Here is a 19,893-nt window from a genome sequence, read left to right as displayed (position 1 = left end):
ACTGCCATTGCCATTAACATTAACTTTGCCACTACAACTACGACTTCCAAGGGAGAGATACAGCTATGACAACGGTGAGAATTACGCAAGGACAGAACGTCGTTTACAACGAAGCGGGTCTGCAGGTCATCGGCACCACGGCGCCTAACCGCAGCGGGCTGAATCCGAAGGAGCTGCTGGAGGCCGCGCTCGGTCTGTGCGTGTCGATCTCGATGCAAAAGAAGCTTGCCCGCGACGGAGTGGACTACGACGCCTCCGAAATCGAGATCGAGATAGCGGCGAGCAAGGCTCAGGGCGTGACGGATCGCTTTACGGACTTCAAGGTAACGCTGAAGCTGCCCGATTCGCTGGATGAGGCGTACAAGCACGAGCTGATCGAAGCGGCCGAAGAGGTGTGCACCATCGGCAACACGCTGAGAAACGGCGCGGCGATCGAGACGGTAGAGGTATAAGCGGTGAGGACGGAGCAGATGGAGCAGGGAGAAATCCCCCGCTCCATTTTTTCGTATACGCCCGATAGCATCGACGCGAGTTCGGGATGGGACAGACAAGGCGGATTCTGCTGCTAGAATTCAAAGTGGACACCCGTTGAGAGCATTCTCCGCTCTACTTGGTTGACGGGGCGGTGGGGGAGCAATTTTAGGTGGAAAATCCGTGCTAATTTTGTCGAATTGAGGATATGAGTCGATTTAAAGCGGGAGACCCGCTCTAATTTCCTCAAAAGAGAAAATTCTCCGATTTAAAGCGGAAGACCCGCTCTAATTTCGTATAAAAGGGGAATCCTCCCATTTAAAGCGGGAAACCCGCTCTAATTTCGCCTAAAAGGGCCACCTCTCCTTAGATCCTGCCAGTTACCCTACAGTTACAGCTTCCCTGATCGAACGCAACGTACCGATCGGTTTCGTTCGGGCCTACGATCACTGCTTATAGTCACCATTTTTCCAATCATAGTATTTTATCTTCATTCCTGCGGCAAGGAGTCAATTCTTAAATAAGGGTCATAATCAGACATGAATCCCAGTTTACAAAATAGGGAATCACTTGAATTATAAAGCAATAATCAAACGCGATGACGAGAAGAGTACGGGAAGATGTGCTTGCACAGAGAGCTCCGGCAGCTGAAAAGGAGCCAAGAACGTTTCCCAGAATCAAGCCGCAAGACCGTTCCTGTAATGGCCTCTAATGGCACAAGGGACGGTCTTTCCCGTTGTGGGGAGCAATTCGTTCGAAATGCGAGCAGCTTCGTATACCCGGAATTCAGTTGGACGTTCCAACGCCTAACAGACATGTGCAAGTCCTCCACTCCAGCCTTGTTGTGGCGATCGCCCGAGTTATAGTAAGATTAATCCCAAATAAACGATCGAGGATACAGCCATGCAATTGCCGCAACTATTTGTAGATAAAATGAAAGAGCTACTGCGCGAAGAATACGAGGCTTTCGAGGCCAGCTATGACAATGAGAAAGCCCAGGGGCTGCGAGTAAATCCGTTAAAGATATCGGCGGAGCAATTGCTTCGCTTTGCGCCTTTCGAATTAATTGGCGTGCCGTGGGTGCCGGAAGGGTTCTATTATGGAAAGGAAGACCGTCCGGGCAAGCATCCTTACCATGAGGCGGGATTGTTTTATATTCAGGAGCCTAGCGCGATGGCCGTCGGCGCGCTCGTGGACCCGCAGCCGGGAGAAAAAGTGCTCGACTTGTGCGCCGCTCCGGGAGGGAAAACGACGCATCTGGCCGGCCGGATGAACGGGGAAGGGCTGCTGATCGCCAACGAGCCGCATCCCGCCCGCGCAAAAATCTTGTCCCAGAACATTGAGCGTCTGGGTATACGCAATGCGGTCGTGACCAATGAGATGCCGGACAAGCTAGCCGACAGGTTTTCAGTGTTCTTCGACCGAATTCTGGTCGACGCCCCATGCTCGGGCGAAGGCATGTTCCGAAAAGATCCCGACGCCTGCGCGGAATGGAGCCCCGAACATGTGACCATGTGCGCGAGTCGGCAGCTCAATATTCTAGAAAGCGCCGCAAGGATGCTGAAGTCAGGCGGGCGGCTCGTCTACTCGACATGCACGTTTTCCCCGGAAGAGAACGAAGGAACGATCAGCAGGTTCGTGGCGCTTCATCCGGAATTTGTGATTGAGGACGCGCAAGCTTATGAAGGGTTTGACCTAGGTAGAGCGGACTGGACTTCGGACGCTGCGTCCGGCATTGGCGAGACGCTGCGACTGTGGCCGCACCGCATTCGCGGCGAGGGCCATTACGCCGCCGTGCTGAGGAAGACGGACGGAGAAGAGGAGCCGGCAAGACGCAAGTACGCCAAAGGCTTGAGCGACCGCAAAGCGTTGAAGGACTATTTCGCATTTGCCGAAGAGACGCTGACGGTTACGCCTTCGGGAGAATTTACTCTGTTTGGAGATCAACTGTACATTTTGCCCGCAGGGATGCTCTCTCTCGATCAACTGAAGATTGTCCGGCCGGGATGGCATTTGGGCACGTTAAAGAAAAACCGCTTCGAGCCCTCGCATGCGTTAGCTTTGTCGCTGAAGGCCAACGGGGCTCGGAATAGCCTCAGCTTAACCGCTGATTCGCCACAGACGCTTGCTTATTTGAAGGGCGAAGCATTGAAGGTCGACGGGCCGAAGGGATGGCATCTCGTCGATGTCGACGGCTTTTCGCTTGGCTGGGGCAAGCTGGCGGACGGAACGCTGAAAAATCATTTTCCGAAGGGGCTTCGGTGGACTGGGGGATGAGCGCTTCATGACGTAACCAACGGAAGCAAAAAGCTTGTCCATCAAGTGTATATTAGCTAAAATAGAGAAAAGGTCCCTGACTCCTTTCGACCCCAAGGAGGATCATAACCTATCGAATGGCAAAGCTAGTCTGCGGTACATTTGAAGGATTATGGGGAGGAAGAGGCATGAGCGAACAAGTATTGGAGTCCATTCTCACCGAATTGCAGCAGGTCAATCGGCGGCTGGACGGGATGGATCAAAGGTTTGATCGTGTTGAACAGCGGTTGGATGGGATGGATCAGAGGTTCGATAGTGTTGAACAGCGATTGGACGGTATCGAACAGCGTATGGACGGTATCGAACAACGTATGGACGGTATCGAACGACGGATGGATGGTATCGAACAACGTATGGACGGTATCGAGCAGCGTATGGACGGTATCGAACGACGGATGGACAGCATGGAAGAGAAGCTTGACCAAGTCAAAGTTGCGGCTGTCGAGACCCAGCAATGGGTAGGGAAAATCGAGGGTGTCCAAGAGCAGCATTCATCGACGATCGAAACATTGACGATCGAAACGCTGACAATGGGGCAGGAACGCCAAGGCAAGATCATCGAGTCGCTCGCTTTGAAATCGCTCGAACATGATACAGATATTCGCGCGCTTAAGCGCGCCAAATAAATTTAAACGTAGAGAGCTGTTGCGGAGTTGCCGCGCAGCTCTTCTTTGTTTGCCGCTGACAAGGCGAGGAATTCATCTGGATCATGTCGAATATTACTGAATTTCGGAATACTATGTAAGTTGAACCAAAGAGACGTCGAAGAAGTGTTTGTCGGAGGAGGTTAGAAATGAGACGCTGGCTCGCGAAATCGCTGAAACGAAAGTTAACGCTGCTGCTCGTGTTCGCGATCTTGGTTCCGATGCTGATTACCGGTATCGTTTCTTATCGGATCGCCGCTTCCGTAACGGAGGAGAAGGCGAAGCAGTCGGGGATGAATACGTTGAAGCAGGTGAAGGACAAGCTTGAATTCGTCATTCAGGACGTGGAGAATATGTCCATTTTCTTGATCGGTGAGAAAGACATTCAGCTTTATCTGGACAACAAGACGGAGGACGTCACCCGCTACTCTCTGATTATCGGGACGCTGACGAACTTGGCATTTTCCAAAAAATACATCTCTAATATTACGATCAAACCGCTGGATGGCAAGCCGGAGCTGTCCAACTCGACCATTCTCGAATCCGGGCTGCCCCCGCTGCTGGAGCAGTTCAAGATGGATTACCGGAAAACTTCGAAATGGTGGACATCCCTGTATACAAATTATACGAATGAGGGCGTCAAGCAGGTGGTCTCGATTGTGCGGCCGATTCGAAATTTTTACAATTTCCGCGAGATCGGCTGGATTTCGGTCAGTCTCGACCAGAAGGAGATCGAACGCTTCATCAACGAAGCGGCGTGGGAGAAGAGCGGCTATGTTTTGCTCCTCGACAAAGAGGACAGAATCATTTCCGTCTCCGGCGGCGATCCGTCGTGGCTATCCAGGCCCATCGCCGAGGTAATGCCTCATATGGAGCAGTTGAACGAAGCTAGCGGGGTACTTCAATACGGAAAAGGAAAAGAGCAGAAGACGATCCTGTACAATACGATCCCAAACTTGGGCTGGAAGCTTGTCGGCTTCATTCCGACGCGGGTTTATGGGGCGCAGAACGCCTATGTGCTGAGCGTAACGGCGTTTGCGACGGGAATCGCGCTGGTGCTCGCCGTCGGACTCATGCTGCTGTTCGTCCAATGGGTGACCAAGCCTCTGACCGTTCTGACGAAGTATTTGAGGCATGTGAACCCGGACGATCCGATTCCGCTCTATCCCGTTCGAAGCACGGACGAGATCGGGCTGCTCGTGCGCAGCTACAATAAGCTCGGCGACAAAATCGACCTGCTCAAGGACCAGGTCCAGAAAAACGAAGCGAAGAAAAAGGAAGCGGACATGCAGGCGCTTCAGGCGCAGATCAATCCGCATTTTCTGTACAATACGCTATCTTCGATTCAGTGGATCGCGCTAATGAACAAGGACAAGCAAATTGCCGAGATGGTCGGCGCGCTCAGCGATTTTATGAGATTCAGCTTGAACAAGGGCGAGGAGTATTGTCAGCTTCGTCAAGAGATCGCTCATGCGCAGAACTACGCGTACATACAGTCCATTCGTTTCCCCGATCAATTCGAGCTCGAATTTTTCGTCGATCCAAGCCTGCTGGATTTGCCCATCTTGAAGCTGCTGTTTCAGCCGCTTATAGAGAACAGTCTGATCCACGGCATTCAGAAAAAAAAGGAGAAGGGGCAAGTGTTCGTGCATGGGGAGCGAAACGGAGACGCGATGAAGTTTGTGGTGGAGGATACGGGCATCGGCATCGAAGAAGCGACGCTGCGGAACATTAGAGCCCGGATGTATGCGGATGCCGACTCGGCGCCGAGCCCACGCAATGGAGACGCGGCGAAGCCGAATACCGGAAGCTACGGCCTGCTGAACGTTCACCGGCGGCTCCGCTTGCACTATGGCAGCGAGTCCGGCTTGACGATCGACAGTCAGGCGGGCCGCGGCACGCGAATTTCGTTCCTGATACCGCTTAAGGAGGGGCAACAGCCATGAAAATCATGATCGTCGACGACGAGGTTATTATCCGCAACGGCCTGTGCACAGTAATTGATTGGAAGGAGCTCGGGCTGGATTTGATCCCGCCGGCCGCCTCCGCGGAAGAGGCGCTGGAACGAATTCCGGACGAGAAACCGAACATTCTGCTTACCGATATTCGGATGACGGGCATGGACGGCATCGAGCTGATGAAGGAAGTGAAGCGGATGCTGCCCGACACGGAAGTGATCATCCTGTCCGGCTTCGACGACTTTGCATACGTTCAGCAGGCGCTTCGCGGCGGCGTCACCGACTATTTGCTGAAAACGAGCCGACCGGAAGAGATTATTAAGGCCGCGCTGAAAGCGAAGCAAAATATTTTGGACAAAAGAGAGCTGCTGAAGCAGGAACTGCGTCAGCGCAACGAGTTGAACAGACAGACGTTGATGAAGCTGCTGAACGGCGGCAAGGAAGACGCCAGCGAGGACGAGTTGAATACGATCAACGAATGGCTCCGCAAGCAGGATGGACAATCGAACGACGATGGGGAATTTTCCATGAGGGTCGTAATCGTCTCGGCTTCCGGTTGGGGGGATAAGCGTTTCGAGGGATTGTTAATCGGAGCGGTGGACAACATGATGAGCGAACTGCTAACTTGTATGACGCTACCGGACAAGGAGCGCCTTATCGTCGTGCTTCGCGAAGAGGCGGGAGCGCCCGATGAAGCTTCGCTGGCCCGCGAGATGAAACGGATCGGACAAATTCTCAAGTGCGAGACTTTCGCCGCGCTCGGGCGGTCCGTGGGCGGCTGCGAGCAATTGTCGGCATCCTTCGCGGAGGCCGATCGGATTTATTCGTTTAAGGGCTTGATCGGCAGCAGCGGATTGTTCTCCTCCGAGCATCTGAGGAGCAGAACGGGCGGCAGAACGCTGTGCTCCGAGCAGGAGGAAGCGGAGCTGTCGGCGCTGCTGATGAGTAACGATGCGACCGGTCTTAGACATTGGACGAACCAGACGGTCAGGGCGCAGGTGGAAGACCCGGCGGCCACGCCGTCTACGCTGCAAGCCTATTTGCATTCTGTCGTCATTGCAGGCCATCGCTGGCTGGAGCGAACGCGCATGGGAGAGTCGGCCGGAGAACTGGGAGCGCAATCGGCAGTCGTCTACGATTGGGGAGGACGGCCGGAAGACGAAGTGTTTAGAAGCCTGTCCGCGATTATGGCGGCTTATCATCAATCGGTGGACCGATCTCGCTTCGCGTATATCCGTAAGGCGACCGACTACATTCGCGAGCATCTCGATCAGCCGCTGTCGCTGCAGCAGGTGGCCGGCTTCGTGCATTCCAATCCGAATCATTTCAGCGAGGTGTTTAAGCGGGAGACGGGAATGACCTACCTTGAATTCGTCACGCAGGAGCGGATGCGCAAAGCCGCCGAATTGCTGCACAGCACGCCGATCAAGGTAGCCGATATCGCCAATCGGGTAGGCTACGCGGATATTAAGTACTTTACTCAGCAATTTAAGAAGCATACCAGCAAAACTCCGTCCGAATACCGGCAGTCGCCAAAAGAAGCTGAGAGATGACCCCCCTCGTTCCGAAGTTTATCCCGTTATCCCGATTGTTGTCGCCTTGTATACTGAACTTGTAACGAGAGACGAGGAGGGCATAACGAATGAAAAAGACATGGTTAACTGCACTGCTGACCGCGTGCATGGCGGTATCTCTGATCGGCTGCGGCTCCGGCGGAAACAGCAATTCCTCCAAAGAGAGCGGCCAAGCTTCCGCGACGAACGCCGCCGGCGAGAAGGTTAAGCTGTCCATCTGGCATAACTATACGGGCGACGACCTGCGCGCTCAGACGATGCGCGCCACGCTGGAACAGTTCCAGAAGGACAACCCGAACATTCAATTGGATATTCAGGGCATCCCGCCCGACGGTTACCGCGCTCGTCTCAAGACGGTGGCGGCGGCGAACGAAATGCCGGACCTGTTCGTCATGTGGCCAGGCGTCATGACGAAGGAATTCCACGGCGGTGACCTGCTTCAGCCGATCAACGAACTGATCGACAGCAAACCGGAATGGAAGGAAGGCTTCCTTCCGAACTCCTTTAACGACTTTACGATCGACGGCAACACCTACGCCGTTCCGATGGCGCTGTCCCCGACGTCGATTCTGTACTACAACAAGAAAATGTTCGCCGACAACAACGTACAGCCGCCTAAAACGTGGGATGAGCTGATGAGCCTGGTCGACACGTTCAACAAGGCGAAGATTACTCCGATCGCGCTCGGCAACAAAGCCGCATGGCTGGCCCAATCCAGCATTCTCAGCTCCCTGGGCGACCGGGTGACGGGCACGGAATGGTTCCTCAAAGCGGTGGCGGGCGATGGAGCGAAGTTCACCGATCCGGAATTCGTCCAGGCGCTCGCTTACTTGAAGCAATTGTCCGATGCCAAGGCGTTCCAGGACGGCTTCAACAGCATCGACAATACACAGATGGAGCAGATGTTCGCGCAGGGCAAAGCCGCGATGATGATCGACGGTGGCTGGGCGCTGACCAACTTGGCCGCGAACGCTTCCCCTGAAGCGCTGGCCGATATGGGCGCAACGGTGTTGCCGTCCGTACCGGACGGAAAAGGCAGCACGAATTCCCTGTCCGGCGTCGTTGGAACGGGACTGGGACTGAGCAAGAACGTGGAAGGCGCTCGCAAGGAAGCTGCGTTTAAGCTGATCTACACGATGGCGAGCCCGGAAGTTCAGAAGAAGACGCTGGAAGGCAATCAACTGGTCAGCTACAAGGTCGATCTGGACAAGTCCAAGGTTTCCCCGATCTTCGCTGAAGTGTACGGCTTGCTGGGCACGGTCACGACGACGCCGGTATACGACGGACGCCTTAGCTCCGCAGTCGCCGACGTTATGAACAACGGTCTGCAAGAGCTGCTAATGGGCGGATCTCCTGAAGCGATCGCCAAGAAAATTCAGGATGCGCATGAGAAAGAGCTCGCAATGGCCAAATAACGTAGCGGGAATCGAGATTCCAGCAGCCGGGGGTTCCCGGCTCTGGGATCGAACGGTTAACGACTCGCGAGCAAGCTGTCCCGAGGATAGCGAAGCCGTGTGACTTGCAAGGAGGGGAACCATGACAACTTCGGCGCGAATCAAGGGATTTATCGTGATCGGAATTTTGCCCGCTCTGCTGATCTATTTGTTTTTTGTCGTCATTCCGATCTTCTGGTCCGCTTATTACGGATTTTTCGATTGGAAGGGAATCGGCGCGGCCAAATTTATCGGATTCGACAACTATGCGGAAGTCGTCCGTGATCCGATCTTCTGGAAAGGCTTCAAGAACAACATGCTGATCGTCGTTGCGTCCGTGTTCGGCCAAGTGCCGATCGCCATGATTTTGGCGCTTCTGCTGACGAGGACGAATCTTTTCCAGAGGATAATTAGAGCTTCCGTATTTATGCCGATGGTGCTGTCATCCGTCGTCGTGGGCATCATTTGGAGCTACATTTACCATCCGCAGATCGGTATTCTGAACTTCGTACTGGACGCCACGGGGCTAGAAACGCTTAAGAGAGCATGGCTCTCCGAGCCGAGCATCTCGATGTACATGATCATGATCCCGATTATTTGGAACTATATCGGACCGTACATGATTATTTTTATCGCGGCGCTGCAGAACATTCCGTCCGAGATCAACGACGCCGCGCAGATCGACGGGGTCGGCTCGTCCCGCAAGCTGTTCCAGATTACGCTTCCGATGATCTGGGATACGATCAAGGTCGTCGTTGTGCTCTGTATTTCCGGAAGCTTGAAGGCGTTCGACCTGATCTACGTCATGACGGGCGGCGGTCCGGCGCATACGACCGAAGTGCTCGCATCGTATATGTACAACAGCACCTTTAACGTATATCGATTCGGCTACGGCAGCGCGATTTCGACGTCGATTATCATTTTGAGTCTCATCTTGATTCTCGGCAGCCAATATCTGATGAAACGGGATTATCGATAGGAGGCGTTACACATGCAGATGGAGCAGAAGCTTCCCTTTAACCCGGGACGAAACTGGGCGAAAATCGGCCGCGGATTAATCAATGTCGGATTGACGCTGTATGCGATCGTTACGCTATATCCGCTGTTCTGGCTGTTCACCAGCGCTTTCAAGACGAACGAGGAGTTTGATTCGCGACCTTTCTATCTTCCGGAGGTATGGCACTGGGATAACCTGACTAAAGCGTGGGATGTATCGGCGATGGGCATTTCGCTGATCAACTCGACGATCGTCACGATCGCGGCGCTTGTGCTAACGCTGCTGCTAGGAGCGCTGGCCGCATACGTGCTGGCACGGTTTCAATTCCGGCTGAAGGCGTTCTTCATGGGCCTGTTCCTGCTCGGCATGCTCATTCCGATCCACAGCACGCTTGTGCCGCTGTTCATTATGTTGAAGAAAGTGTCTCTGCTCGATACGTACTGGTCGCTGATCTTGCCGTACACGGCGTTCGAGCTGCCGCTGGCGATCTTCGTGACGGCCGCGTTCCTGATGTCGATTCCGAAGGAAATCGAGGAAGCGGCGCTGATCGACGGAACGGGCTACTGGGGCATCTTCTTTCGGATGATGCTGCCGCTCAGCCTGCCGGCGTTATCTACGGTCGCGATTCTCGGCTTCCTGCGTTTCTGGAACGATTTCGCGTTTGCGCTTATCTTTATTAGCAAGCCGGCGCTCAAAACCGTTCCGCTCAGCTTGTCGGTATTCGCCACCGGCTATTCGACCGACTATAAGCTGACGATGGCCGCGATGACCATCGCGGTGATCCCGACGATCATAGCGTTCCTGATGTTCCAGGAGCAGATCATGAAGGGGATGACCGCCGGAGCGGTCAAGGGTTGAATCGCAATTGCTGAGGCTGTCTATAAGTAGGGTTGTATCAAGATGATCGATAAAGAAAAAATGCATGTATCCCCTGGAGACTGCTTCATACGGTCCTGAAATTACCCTATTACGGGTTAACCATTCGGATTTCAGGATCGTATAGCATCGGAAGGAGATACATGCACGACAATCTTCTCTATCGATCATCTTTTTGTACAACTTTTTTACTTATGGGACAGCCTCTGTTGGCATTTTAAGAGCTGAAGCCGCTTTGGCGTCTGCGAACGAGCAGCCATCCGAAGCGCAGCCAGAGAAGCCCGATCAGCAGCACAGCTACGGTCAGCGACAGGAAGACGGCTTTGCGGGCGCCGATGGACAGGAACGGAGAGTAATCCACGGCGAGCCGCTTTTCCGCCAGCTTCATCAGCTCGATCTGCAATGCCGGATTGTTATCCATACCTCCTGCATTGAGACGATAGCCATTTTTCTGGCCTGGGGCGTTGAGCCCGCTTTTTACAGTAAAGGTCAGCTCAATTCCGAGCTGCTCGCAAACCTTTAATAGCGGATCGGAATAAGCTCCGTAAGGGAACGCGAGCGCATAATTCGGCTTGCCCAGCTCCTGCTGCAAAACCTCGTTCGCATGACGTAAATCCTCGGTCACGCGTTGCTCGTATTCTTCCTCGGTTTCCATTCTCCCCGCTTTTTTCAAGTACATCGGATGGGCCAGCTTCGCTTTCAGATCGCCTTTATTCGGGGAGTTCGGCACATAGCTGTGCGAATCGAACGTATGGCTGAAAAACTCGATCCCGCCTTGCTGCATTTCCTTGATCTGGTTCCAGGTTGCTTTGGGAAAAGCGCCCTTCCTGTCTCCGACCTTGCTAGCAATCAGGAAAGCGGAAGCGGGTGCTCCGTGCTTCTGCAGCAACGGATACGCGTGACTGTACAGAGATTCGTAGCCGTCGTCGAAGGTGAGCAGCACGGCGTTGTCGGGAACCGGAGCCCGATGAAGAACGAAGTCTCGATATTGCTCCATCGTGATCCAATGGAAGTTGTTGGATGCCATTAATTCAAGCTGTCGTTCGAAGTCGGCCGTGCTGAGGGATTTGATGTCCTGCGGCTCCGGATTGACGTCGTGGTACATCAGCACGATGACGCGATCCCGATAGTAGATGCCGTTCGGGCTCAGCTTCGTCGGCTTTAATCCGTAGTAGACGGTCTGGGATTTATCCAAGGCGAGCGCATGTACAAAGCCGGGCATGGCCTTGAACAGCGAAGGGAAATAAGAGTTGTACCAGCGAACGGTCAGCACGCCCAGCGCCAGTACCCCGATGATAAGCAGCGACGTTAAAATCAGAAATATTCTTTTGAGCTTCATGCTTTATTCCTTTCTATTGATCGGTCAATCCCGTCTTATACTCCTTTTGATCATAGCAGATTTTCCGATCGGATTCGAATCGATGGACGCGGAGAGTACAGATGGTATATTGTTGGGGAAGAGTCATACGCGAACGGCGAGGGGAGGAGGGGGAAGGTGGCTGGCAAAAAAAAAGTCGATCGGTTTCTCCTGCTGCTCGTGCTGGCGACCTTAAGCGTTGCTGCTGCCGTCGCCTCCTGGACGTTGGCCGCGGATCGCGGAACGGCAGTGCATCGCGGCGTGCTGGATCTCAGTCACTGGGACCCGTACAAGGACGGCGTTTTCGATCTGGACGGAGAGTGGGAATTTTACCCCGGCAAGCTGCTCGTTCCTGATCATTCCGTGCAGGAACGGGGCAAGGGCGGCTTTATTCAGGTGCCGGGAGAATGGAACGGATGGACCGGACCGGACGGCGCTGCGATGGAAGGGTACGGCTACGGCACCTATCGGCTGGTCGTGACGAACGCTCCGGTGGGAGAGGCGCTTGCGATTGCCAAAAACTACGTCAGATTCGCGGACAAGCTTTACATAGACGGAGCGTTGGTTGGAGAGTCCGGGGAGCCCGGCTCGGCAAGGGACAGCTACGTGCCGAGGAACGTGCCTTATACGGCCTATTTTAAGGTGGCTCACTCCGAGTTTGAAGTGCTGCTTCAAGTTTCCAACTTCGATTTTGAGGCCGGCGGCATCACTAACTCGCTTCAGTTCGGACCGGGCAAAGACGTTCAGGTCCGGAAAGGCCTCATCGTGGGCGTCGATCTTATGGGCACGATGGTTTGGTTGATTATCGCGGCTTTTACATTGGGAATGTACTTGTGGTTCCACCGGAACGCTTTGCTGCTTTGGTTCGCGCTTTACTTCGTTCTCTACGCCATCAGCGTCATTGCGAACGGGGAACGCGTCCTGCTGCAGTGGCTGCCGGAATTGCCGTTCGAATTGGCCTTCAAAATCAAAACCGTCTCCTTGTTCGCGACGCCGGCGCTGTTCTTCCTGATTGTGCGCAAGCTGATCGAGCGGCCGATCGTTCGCGGCATCGTCCGCGCTATGGTTTGGCTGCTGACGATCTACGTGGCGGCGATTGCCTTGCTGCCTTTCCGGCTCTATTCCGCCGCTCAGGACATTGTCTATTTGGTGATGATGCTTGCCTACTTGGCGCTAATTGTCTGCTTGATACGCGAATATGCGAAGGGAAGCTACGGTCGGCTGTCCCGACGTCAGTTCCAACTGTTTATCGCGGCGGTATGGGCTACGATTATGCTTGGAGCGAACGTCATTTTGAGCAGTGCGAACATGACGTCGATGCTGCTGAACAATGCGGTAGGCTCGCTGTTTTTTATCTGTGTCGTGACGCTGCTGATCCATCAATACGTCGCCGCTTACGTCTCGATGGACAAACTGACCAAGCGGCTTCAGATCGCGGACCGGATGAAGGACGAGTTTCTGCTGCTTACCTCGCATGAACTGAATACGCCTCTGAACGGGATCATGAACGTCTCGCGGACGCTGCTTCAGGATACGTTAAGGCGCGGCGGGGCGGAGGCGCGGGAACGTTTGTTAATGATTCGGAACACGGCGTACCAAATGTCCAATTTGGTTAACGATATCATCGACGGGGCACGCATTCGGGACGGGAAGCTGGCGCTGAATCCCGGAGTGGTCGATCTGGGAAGCTGCGTCTCCGTCGTGATGGAGGTGTCCGCATTTCTCGCCAAGGGTAAAAATATTCGGCTTGTTCCGCGGATCGATCCTCAAGCAAGATATGTGCACGCGGATGAAAGACGCCTGATCCAGGTGATACACAATGCCGTTCACTCGATTCTGACCGATACACAGGTGGGGGACGTGAGCGTTGTCAGCTCGTTGAGCGACGGACGGGTGTTCATCGGGATCGAGACCTCGGTCCCCAAGGCGAAAACGGACGAGAATGCCGCAGCGGCCGACAATGGATTTACGGTTGGTTTATCGGTAGCGAAGGAGCTTGTCGAGCTGATGGGCGGTTCGTTCGTTTCGGGCCGGAACGGCTTGCATATTTCTCTGCCGGCGGCTCCTTCCGATTCCTTGGCGGAGGTTGCCGCTGCGGCTGAGCCGGAGACAAGCCCGGCTCCTGCTGGACAAGCAAGCCGGAGGGACGGAGCCGCGCGGATTCTGATTGCATCGGCCGACCCGATCGGGGTCGAGCATCTGTACGGGATGCTCACCGCCGAAGGCTACGAGGCTCTCTTCGCCGGCAACGGCAAGGAGGCTTACGAGGCCGTCACTCGGTTCGACCGCCCCGATCTCGTGTTGGTGGATGTCATGCTGCCGGAGGAAAACGGCTTTGAGCTATGCCGAAAAATTCGCCGTCACTTTACGCAAGTCGAGCTGCCGCTTCTGCTGATCAGCTCCCGAAGCACCTCCGCGGACATAGAAGCGGGCATCGCCGCCGGGGCAAGCGACTTCGTCGCCCGTCCGCTTGATCCCGGAGAAATTCGCGTCCGTATCCATACGCTGCTGTCAATGAAACGGCTTGTCAAGGAAGCGGCCCGCAGCGAGATGGCGTTTTTGCGATCTCAGATTAAGCCGCACTTCCTCTATAATGCGCTCGGTACGATTATGTCGCTGTGTTACACGGACGGGCCGCGAGCCGGAGAGCTGCTTAGCATTTTCAGCCGATATTTGCGCATCATTTTTCATCTGGATAATACGGAGGAAACCGTCAGGCTGAGCAAGGAGATCGAGCTGATTCAAGCCTACGCGGACATCGAGAAGGCGAGGTTCGGAGAACGCGTTCGCGTCGAGCTGGATATCGATTCGGAGCTGTATCGCTGCCAGGTCATGCCTCTGACGATCGAGCCGCTCGTAGAGAACGCGATTCGTCACGGGGTGTCCAAGAAGCTGAGCGGCGGAACCGTCAAGCTCTCGATCCAGAGGGAGGGGGAGTTTGTCCGGGTCGTCGTAGAGGACGACGGAGTCGGCATGACGGCGGAGCAGGTCGAGGCGATTCTGAATCGCGAAAAGCAGGAGCAGGGAGTCGGCTTCCGCAACATCACTCGCCGAGTGGCGCACATGACCGGCAGGGCGCCTATCGTGGAGAGCGAGCGGGGCGTCGGTACAAAGGTAATCATCTGGCTTCCGCTTGTGTACGAATAGCCCGAAACGAATAGATACGAGGCCCATTCCTTGCGAATGGGCTTTTTCAGCGTTTGTTAAGAGCGTTCGTGTAAGCTGAGATGGAAAATGGTCGAATCGCGTCGCTCGACCGCCGGTTTTAAAGATGATGGGAGGATGTAAGCGAAATGGCTAGGAACAGACTGAAGTATGCAAAAGCTCTTTTATACAAAGTGTGGATAGGGATCATCGCTGCGATGCTGGCTTTGCCTCAGGCGTCGTCGGCCTCCGCGCTTTCGCGAAACTGGACGGCCTATGGCAAGTCCGGCGCCGTAAGCGGTTCTTTGCTCGGGGCTTTCGATACTCCTTCGGGAGTAGCGGTCGATAGTGCCGGGAACCTCTACGTGGCGGATACGGGCAATCACCGGATTCAGAAACGGGACGCCGTTACCGGGAGCTGGAGCGCGTTGAATACGAATACGGGAGGGCCGGGAAGCGGGGCGGGGGAGTTTAACGGTCCGCGAGCCGTAGCGGTGGACGGAAGCGGCAACGTCTACGTCGCGGATACGGAGAACAGCCGGATTCAAGTGCTGGACGTTTCGGCGGGAACGCCGGGGACGTGGGCGACCATCGGCGATCCGGCGCAGTTCAAAAAACCGAAAGGCATAGCGGTGGATGCGGCGGGCAATGTGTACGTGGCGGATACCGACAATAACCGCGTTCGTAAGCTGGATAAGGCAACTGAAACGTGGACCGATTACACGGGCTTCAAATTTCCGCGAGGCGTAGCGGTCGACGGAAGCGGCAACGTCTATGTGGCCGACTCCGGCGCCAATTATCGGATACAGAAGCTGGATGTAACCCCCGGAGCTTCGGGCAATTGGGAGACGCTGACTCAAGGCGGCGGGAATAATCCGGGGCAGGTCAGTTCCCCGTCCTCACTCGCGATAGATCGGGGCGGCAATCTGTACGTTGCCGATACGCGTAACCATCGCGTCCAGAAAAGGGATGCAGAAACCGGCGTTTGGAGCGATTGGAAAAAATACGACGGCTTTTCGGGCAATGGGCTCGGTGAATTCACGGACCCGTTCGGCATAGCGGTGGACGGCCATGGGGATTTGTACGTGGCGGACACCGGCAATCACCGGATCCAGCAGCTCGACGGGGCTACCGGCAGTTGGAACGAATGGGGGCAGACCGGAATCGTCGAGGGGCATGGTCTGGGCGAATTTAGTGCTCCGGTCGGCATAGCGATAGACAGTCGAGACAACCTGTACGTTTCGGATTACGGTAACAACCGCGTCCAGAAGCTGGACGCGTCCTCCGGGCTATGGAGCGAATGGGGCAGCGGCGACGGCCAAGCGGGCAGCGCATTGGGCGAGTTCGAGAATCCGTCGGGTATCGCAGTCGGAGACGATGACAGCGTCTATGTTGCGGATCGGGATAATCATCGTATTCAGGTAAGGGATGCGAATGGCTGGAGCGAGCTTGGTCAACGGGGAAGCCAGCCCGGGCAGTTCGAATTTCCAAGCGATGTGGCGGTCGATCGTGAGGGCAACATCTATGTCGCCGATATAAACAACTTCCGCATTCAAAAGCGGGCGGTCGATACCGGATTATGGGAAGTCCTCGGCAACGGGAGAGGAACGGCGGTGGGGCAATTCGAATACGCTTCGAGCGTAGCGGTCGACAGTGCCGGCAATGTCTATGTGGCCGATACCGACAATGGTCGCGTTCAGAAATTGAACGTCTCCGGAGAGTGGGAGGAGATCGGTTTCGGGCAGGGAGCCGGACTAGGGCAGTTTTACGAGCCTTACGATGTCGCTGTGGATCATGAGGATAACGTCTATGTCGCGGATCTGGCCAACAATCGCATTCAAATGCTGGATAGCTCGACAGGCGTGTGGAGAGAGTGGGGCAAATCCGGCAATCAAGCGGGGAACGTGCCGGGCGAGTTCTACAGTCCGACCGGCGTGGCGATTGACGGGAACGGAGATATTTTTGTCGCCGATTTCGGCAATCATCGGATCCAGAAGTGGGAGTTCGCCAAGCCCGATGCTCCGGAAGGCGTAGTAGCATCCTCAGGAAACGGGGAGGCGGACGTCAGCTTTATCGCGCCCGAGTATGACGGAGGCGCGCCGATAAGCGGTTATACAGTAACCGCTTATCCCGGCGGGTTGACGGCCAGCGGCCCAAGCAGCCCGATCAAGGTGACGGGATTGACCAACGGTACGGAGTATACGTTCACAGTCGTCGCTGTCAATACCAAGGGAGAATCCATCGCTTCGAGCGCTTCCAATGCCGTTACGCCGATGACGGTTCCGGATGCGCCGACAAATATTCAAGCAACGGCGGGCAACGGGGAAGCGACGGTTAGCTTTGCGGTCCCCGCTTCCAATGGCGGAGGAGCCATTGCCGGCTATACGGTAACTGCCTACCCCGGCGGAGCGACCGCAAGCGGTCCGGGCAGCCCGATTAAGGTAACGGGTTTGACGAACGGCATGGCTTATACGTTCAGGGTGGTCGCCGTTAACGACGTTGGCACCGGCGAATCCTCTGCCGAGTCGAACGCTGTGACGCCGCAGGCGCGTTCCTCCGGAGGAGGCGGGGGCGGGGGTTCTCCTTCGCCGGAGACGATTACGATTGACGTACAGGACGGAGCGGGCGACAAGAACGGCATTGTGTCCCGGGCCACGATCCGCCGCACAACTGATGCTGGCGGACGGAAGCTGGACGAACTGACGTTGACGGCGGAACAAGCGGTCCAGGCGATCGAGCAGTTGAACAAGGCCGCTTCGCATACCGCCCGCATCGTCGTTCCGGACGCGAAGGACGAAGTGGCCGAACTGCTCGCGAAGCTGCCGAAAGCAGCTGTCGCGGCGCTGGCGGACGGCAAAGTCGACTTGGAGCTGATTACGAACGGAGTCCGTATCCTCATTCCTTACAATTCGCTTCAAGGGTCTTCCGAGGATGTGTATTTCCGGCTCGTGCCGGTCAAGTCGGAAGCCGGACGGAAAGCGGTCGAGCAGCAAGCGGCTGCGGAGCAAATCGTCAGCGACAAGCTGATCAAGACGTCGCTGGTTGTCCAAGGCCGTCCGATGGAAATCGAGACGAACCTGTCCAGCCGCCCGGTGACGCTAACCTTGCCGCTGGAACAGAAAACAACGGCAGAGCAAGCGGCCAATCTCTATATTTTTATCCAGCATAGCGACGGAACGAAGGAACTGATTCAGGGCGAGCTGGTGTCCTACGACGCATCCGGCAAGCAGGGGCTTCGTTTTACGATCAAGCATTTCAGTACGTTTACGGTGCTGGAAGGCCAACCGGCGAAGCAAGCGGCCATGAGCAAGGCTTATATGAAAGGCTTCAAGGACGGCACGTTCCGTCCGGATCGGCAGTTAACCCGCGCGGAAATGGCGATGATCCTGTACAATCTGTCCGGAACGAACGGGCAAGAGCAATCCGCTTCGTATTCGGATGTTTCGGCCAAGCATTGGGCGGTTGCGGCTATCGGCTATGCGACGCTCGACGGACTGATGAAGGGCGCCGCAGATGGCAAGTTTTATCCGGAGCGGCCGATCACTCGCGCAGAGATGGCGGTGATCGCGCTGCGACTGAGAGCCGCGACGACAACCGAGACTGCGGCTTTCGCATTCTCCGATACGGCCGGGCATTGGGCGGAATCTTCTATCTCCAAGGCGCAAGCGGCGGGTTATATGAATGGGTACAAGGACGGCGCATTCCGTCCGGAGCAGCCGCTGACCCGCGCCGAAGCGGTAGCGATTTTGAATCGGGTGCTTGAGCGCAAACCGCTGACAGCCGGTGAAGGCAAGTGGAGCGACGTTCCGACGGGCTATTGGGCGTTCGAGGCGATTCAGGCGGCCACGGTTGATTATCCGGTGAAAAAGTAGATCGGCTTGTTGACCTGGGTTATACTCAAGCTGAATCGTGCGATCGGCGATCGGTGACGGCACAGGTGAACATAAACGGAGGAGAGCGTCATGGTTACGGCATTTTTGGTAGATGATGAAGAGCATGCTCTGGCGATTTTGGAGCTCTTTTTGCAGCGATCCGGAGAAGTGGAGGTCATCGGTCGCTCGAACAACGGGTTCGATGCGATTCGTCAGCTTGGCGAGTTGAAGCCCGACGTGCTGTTTCTGGATATCGAGATGCCGGAGATGAACGGTTTGGAGTTGGCCGAAGTCGTCAGAAACGTCAATACTGACGTGCAGATCGTGTTCGTGACCGCCTACGATCAATATGCGATTTCCGCCTTTGAGCATGCGGCTGTCGATTATTTGCTGAAACCGCTGGAAGCGGATCGGTTGTCCAAGACGATAGCTAGACTTCGACATACGATAGATAAGATGAGGGGCGCCGAAAGAACTCTCGCTCCCGCTGTCGGCAGGATGAGCGTTCAATTGTTCGGCCCCATGTCCGTCGGAATAGAAGGAGGACCTTGGCTGAAATGGCGTACGGCCAAGGAGAAAGAGCTTTTCGCCTACTTGGCTTCCCAGGATGAGAAGCGTGTGCATCGAGATCGCTTGATCGAAGCTTTGTGGCCAGACGAGAATTATCAAAAAGCTAAAATCTACTTGCATACCTGCATTAGTCTATTGAGAAAAAATTTGAAGCGAATCGGGTTCGGCGAAGTTCTGAAATACGTAAATGAAGGCTATTTTCTCGATACGGAACGTATTGACGTAGATGCGCGCTTCCTAGCGGGCCGGCTGCAGAAACTAAAAGAGGCGGAACATCCGGAGGCCGCCGAAATTGAAAAAGCGCTATCGTATTACAGGGGGCCGTTCTTGCAGGAGGACGATTATTTGTGGGCAGAGCAGCAGACGGGAGCCTTTGAAAAATTCGTATACGAGTGGAGTCTCACGCTGGGCAAAATTCGGCTGAACGAACGCGAGTACGATAAAGCAGCAAAAGCCGCGGAGAAGGCAATCGAGCGTTCCCCATACGACGAAGAAGCTTATCGGTTATTGATGAGCAGCTATCGAGGCTTGGGGATGAACGATCGGGTGCACGTCGTGTACCGCAAACTGTTGGACAAGCTGGAAGAGTTGCAAGTCAAACCTTCTGATTCTTCGCGAGCGCTCTACGAGGAGATTTGCGGATAATCTCCGAGAATGATCAGCAAACAGATTAAGGTCAAT

General features: G+C 55.2%; 12 protein-coding genes. 11 read left to right on the top strand and 1 reads right to left on the bottom strand.

The features are described 5' to 3' along the window. Window positions 1–65: 65 nt before the first annotated feature. The 8 genes from J4772_RS22955 to J4772_RS22920 all read left to right on the top strand — a co-directional run bounded on the left by J4772_RS22955 (window position 66) and on the right by J4772_RS22920 (window position 10,251). The gene (locus tag J4772_RS22955; protein WP_116065331.1) at window positions 66–452 is read left to right on the top strand and encodes an OsmC family protein; all 387 of its coding nucleotides are present in this window, start codon (window positions 66–68) and stop codon (window positions 450–452) included. Window positions 453–1,374: 922 nt separating this feature from the next. After that, window positions 1,375–2,748, top strand: coding sequence for an RsmF rRNA methyltransferase first C-terminal domain-containing protein (locus J4772_RS22950; RefSeq protein WP_209071541.1), 1,374 nt, complete (start codon window positions 1,375–1,377; stop codon window positions 2,746–2,748). A gap of 167 nt (window positions 2,749–2,915) precedes the next feature. Further along, complete coding sequence (locus J4772_RS22945) at window positions 2,916–3,413, top strand: hypothetical protein (RefSeq protein WP_209071540.1); 498 nt, start codon at window positions 2,916–2,918, stop codon at window positions 3,411–3,413. Between the two features lie 167 nt (window positions 3,414–3,580). Further along, window positions 3,581–5,377: a cache domain-containing sensor histidine kinase gene (locus J4772_RS22940; protein WP_116065334.1), complete on the top strand. Its 1,797-nt coding sequence runs from the start codon at window positions 3,581–3,583 to the stop codon at window positions 5,375–5,377. Next, complete coding sequence (locus tag J4772_RS22935) at window positions 5,374–6,942, top strand: response regulator transcription factor (protein WP_209071539.1); 1,569 nt, start codon at window positions 5,374–5,376, stop codon at window positions 6,940–6,942. The genes J4772_RS22940 and J4772_RS22935 overlap by 4 nt, the downstream gene beginning before the upstream one ends. Before the next feature lie 89 nt (window positions 6,943–7,031). Then, window positions 7,032–8,378, top strand: a complete 1,347-nt coding sequence (locus J4772_RS22930; RefSeq protein WP_209071538.1) for an extracellular solute-binding protein — start codon at window positions 7,032–7,034, stop codon at window positions 8,376–8,378. Window positions 8,379–8,499: 121 nt separating this feature from the next. Next, window positions 8,500–9,375, top strand: a complete 876-nt coding sequence (locus J4772_RS22925; protein WP_116065337.1) for a carbohydrate ABC transporter permease — start codon at window positions 8,500–8,502, stop codon at window positions 9,373–9,375. A 12-nt stretch (window positions 9,376–9,387) separates the two neighbouring features. Continuing rightward, window positions 9,388–10,251 (top strand): carbohydrate ABC transporter permease, encoded by an 864-nt coding sequence (locus J4772_RS22920; RefSeq protein ID WP_209071537.1) that lies wholly within the window; start codon window positions 9,388–9,390, stop codon window positions 10,249–10,251. A gap of 235 nt (window positions 10,252–10,486) precedes the next feature. On the opposite strand, the gene J4772_RS22915 is transcribed toward J4772_RS22920, so the two are convergent. After that, window positions 10,487–11,608: a polysaccharide deacetylase family protein gene (locus J4772_RS22915; RefSeq protein ID WP_209071536.1), complete on the bottom strand. Its 1,122-nt coding sequence runs from the start codon at window positions 11,606–11,608 to the stop codon at window positions 10,487–10,489. A 156-nt stretch (window positions 11,609–11,764) separates the two neighbouring features. Between J4772_RS22915 and J4772_RS22910 the strand changes: the two genes are divergently transcribed. From J4772_RS22910 to J4772_RS22900, 3 genes are all read left to right on the top strand, one after another. Beyond that, window positions 11,765–14,773, top strand: a complete 3,009-nt coding sequence (locus J4772_RS22910) for a histidine kinase (protein ID WP_209071535.1) — start codon at window positions 11,765–11,767, stop codon at window positions 14,771–14,773. A 146-nt stretch (window positions 14,774–14,919) separates the two neighbouring features. Next, window positions 14,920–18,642, top strand: a complete 3,723-nt coding sequence (locus J4772_RS22905) for an S-layer homology domain-containing protein (protein ID WP_209071534.1) — start codon at window positions 14,920–14,922, stop codon at window positions 18,640–18,642. Window positions 18,643–18,732: 90 nt separating this feature from the next. Beyond that, window positions 18,733–19,857 (top strand): response regulator, encoded by a 1,125-nt coding sequence (locus tag J4772_RS22900; RefSeq protein ID WP_209071533.1) that lies wholly within the window; start codon window positions 18,733–18,735, stop codon window positions 19,855–19,857. Window positions 19,858–19,893: the final 36 nt, after the last annotated feature.

Origin of the sequence: Cohnella sp. LGH (assembly GCF_017671885.1) — a bacterium.
GTDB lineage: Bacteria > Bacillota > Bacilli > Paenibacillales > Paenibacillaceae > Cohnella > Cohnella phaseoli.
This window is presented reverse-complemented; position numbering and strand designations above follow the sequence as displayed.

Excerpts from the sequence above, each read along its gene's own strand:
- J4772_RS22945 (WP_209071540.1), top strand. The coding sequence starts at position 2,916 with ATGAGCGAACAAGTATTGGAGTCCATTCTCACCGAATTGCAGCAGGTC.
- J4772_RS22955 (WP_116065331.1), top strand. The coding sequence starts at position 66 with ATGACAACGGTGAGAATTACGCAAGGACAGAACGTCGTTTACAACGAA.
- J4772_RS22940 (WP_116065334.1), top strand. The coding sequence starts at position 3,581 with ATGAGACGCTGGCTCGCGAAATCGCTGAAACGAAAGTTAACGCTGCTG.
- J4772_RS22930 (WP_209071538.1), top strand. The coding sequence starts at position 7,032 with ATGAAAAAGACATGGTTAACTGCACTGCTGACCGCGTGCATGGCGGTA.
- J4772_RS22920 (WP_209071537.1), top strand. The coding sequence starts at position 9,388 with ATGCAGATGGAGCAGAAGCTTCCCTTTAACCCGGGACGAAACTGGGCG.
- J4772_RS22915 (WP_209071536.1), bottom strand. The coding sequence starts at position 11,608 with ATGAAGCTCAAAAGAATATTTCTGATTTTAACGTCGCTGCTTATCATC.
- J4772_RS22950 (WP_209071541.1), top strand. The coding sequence starts at position 1,375 with ATGCAATTGCCGCAACTATTTGTAGATAAAATGAAAGAGCTACTGCGC.
- J4772_RS22905 (WP_209071534.1), top strand. The coding sequence starts at position 14,920 with ATGGCTAGGAACAGACTGAAGTATGCAAAAGCTCTTTTATACAAAGTG.
- J4772_RS22925 (WP_116065337.1), top strand. The coding sequence starts at position 8,500 with ATGACAACTTCGGCGCGAATCAAGGGATTTATCGTGATCGGAATTTTG.
- J4772_RS22935 (WP_209071539.1), top strand. The coding sequence starts at position 5,374 with ATGAAAATCATGATCGTCGACGACGAGGTTATTATCCGCAACGGCCTG.
- J4772_RS22900 (WP_209071533.1), top strand. The coding sequence starts at position 18,733 with ATGGTTACGGCATTTTTGGTAGATGATGAAGAGCATGCTCTGGCGATT.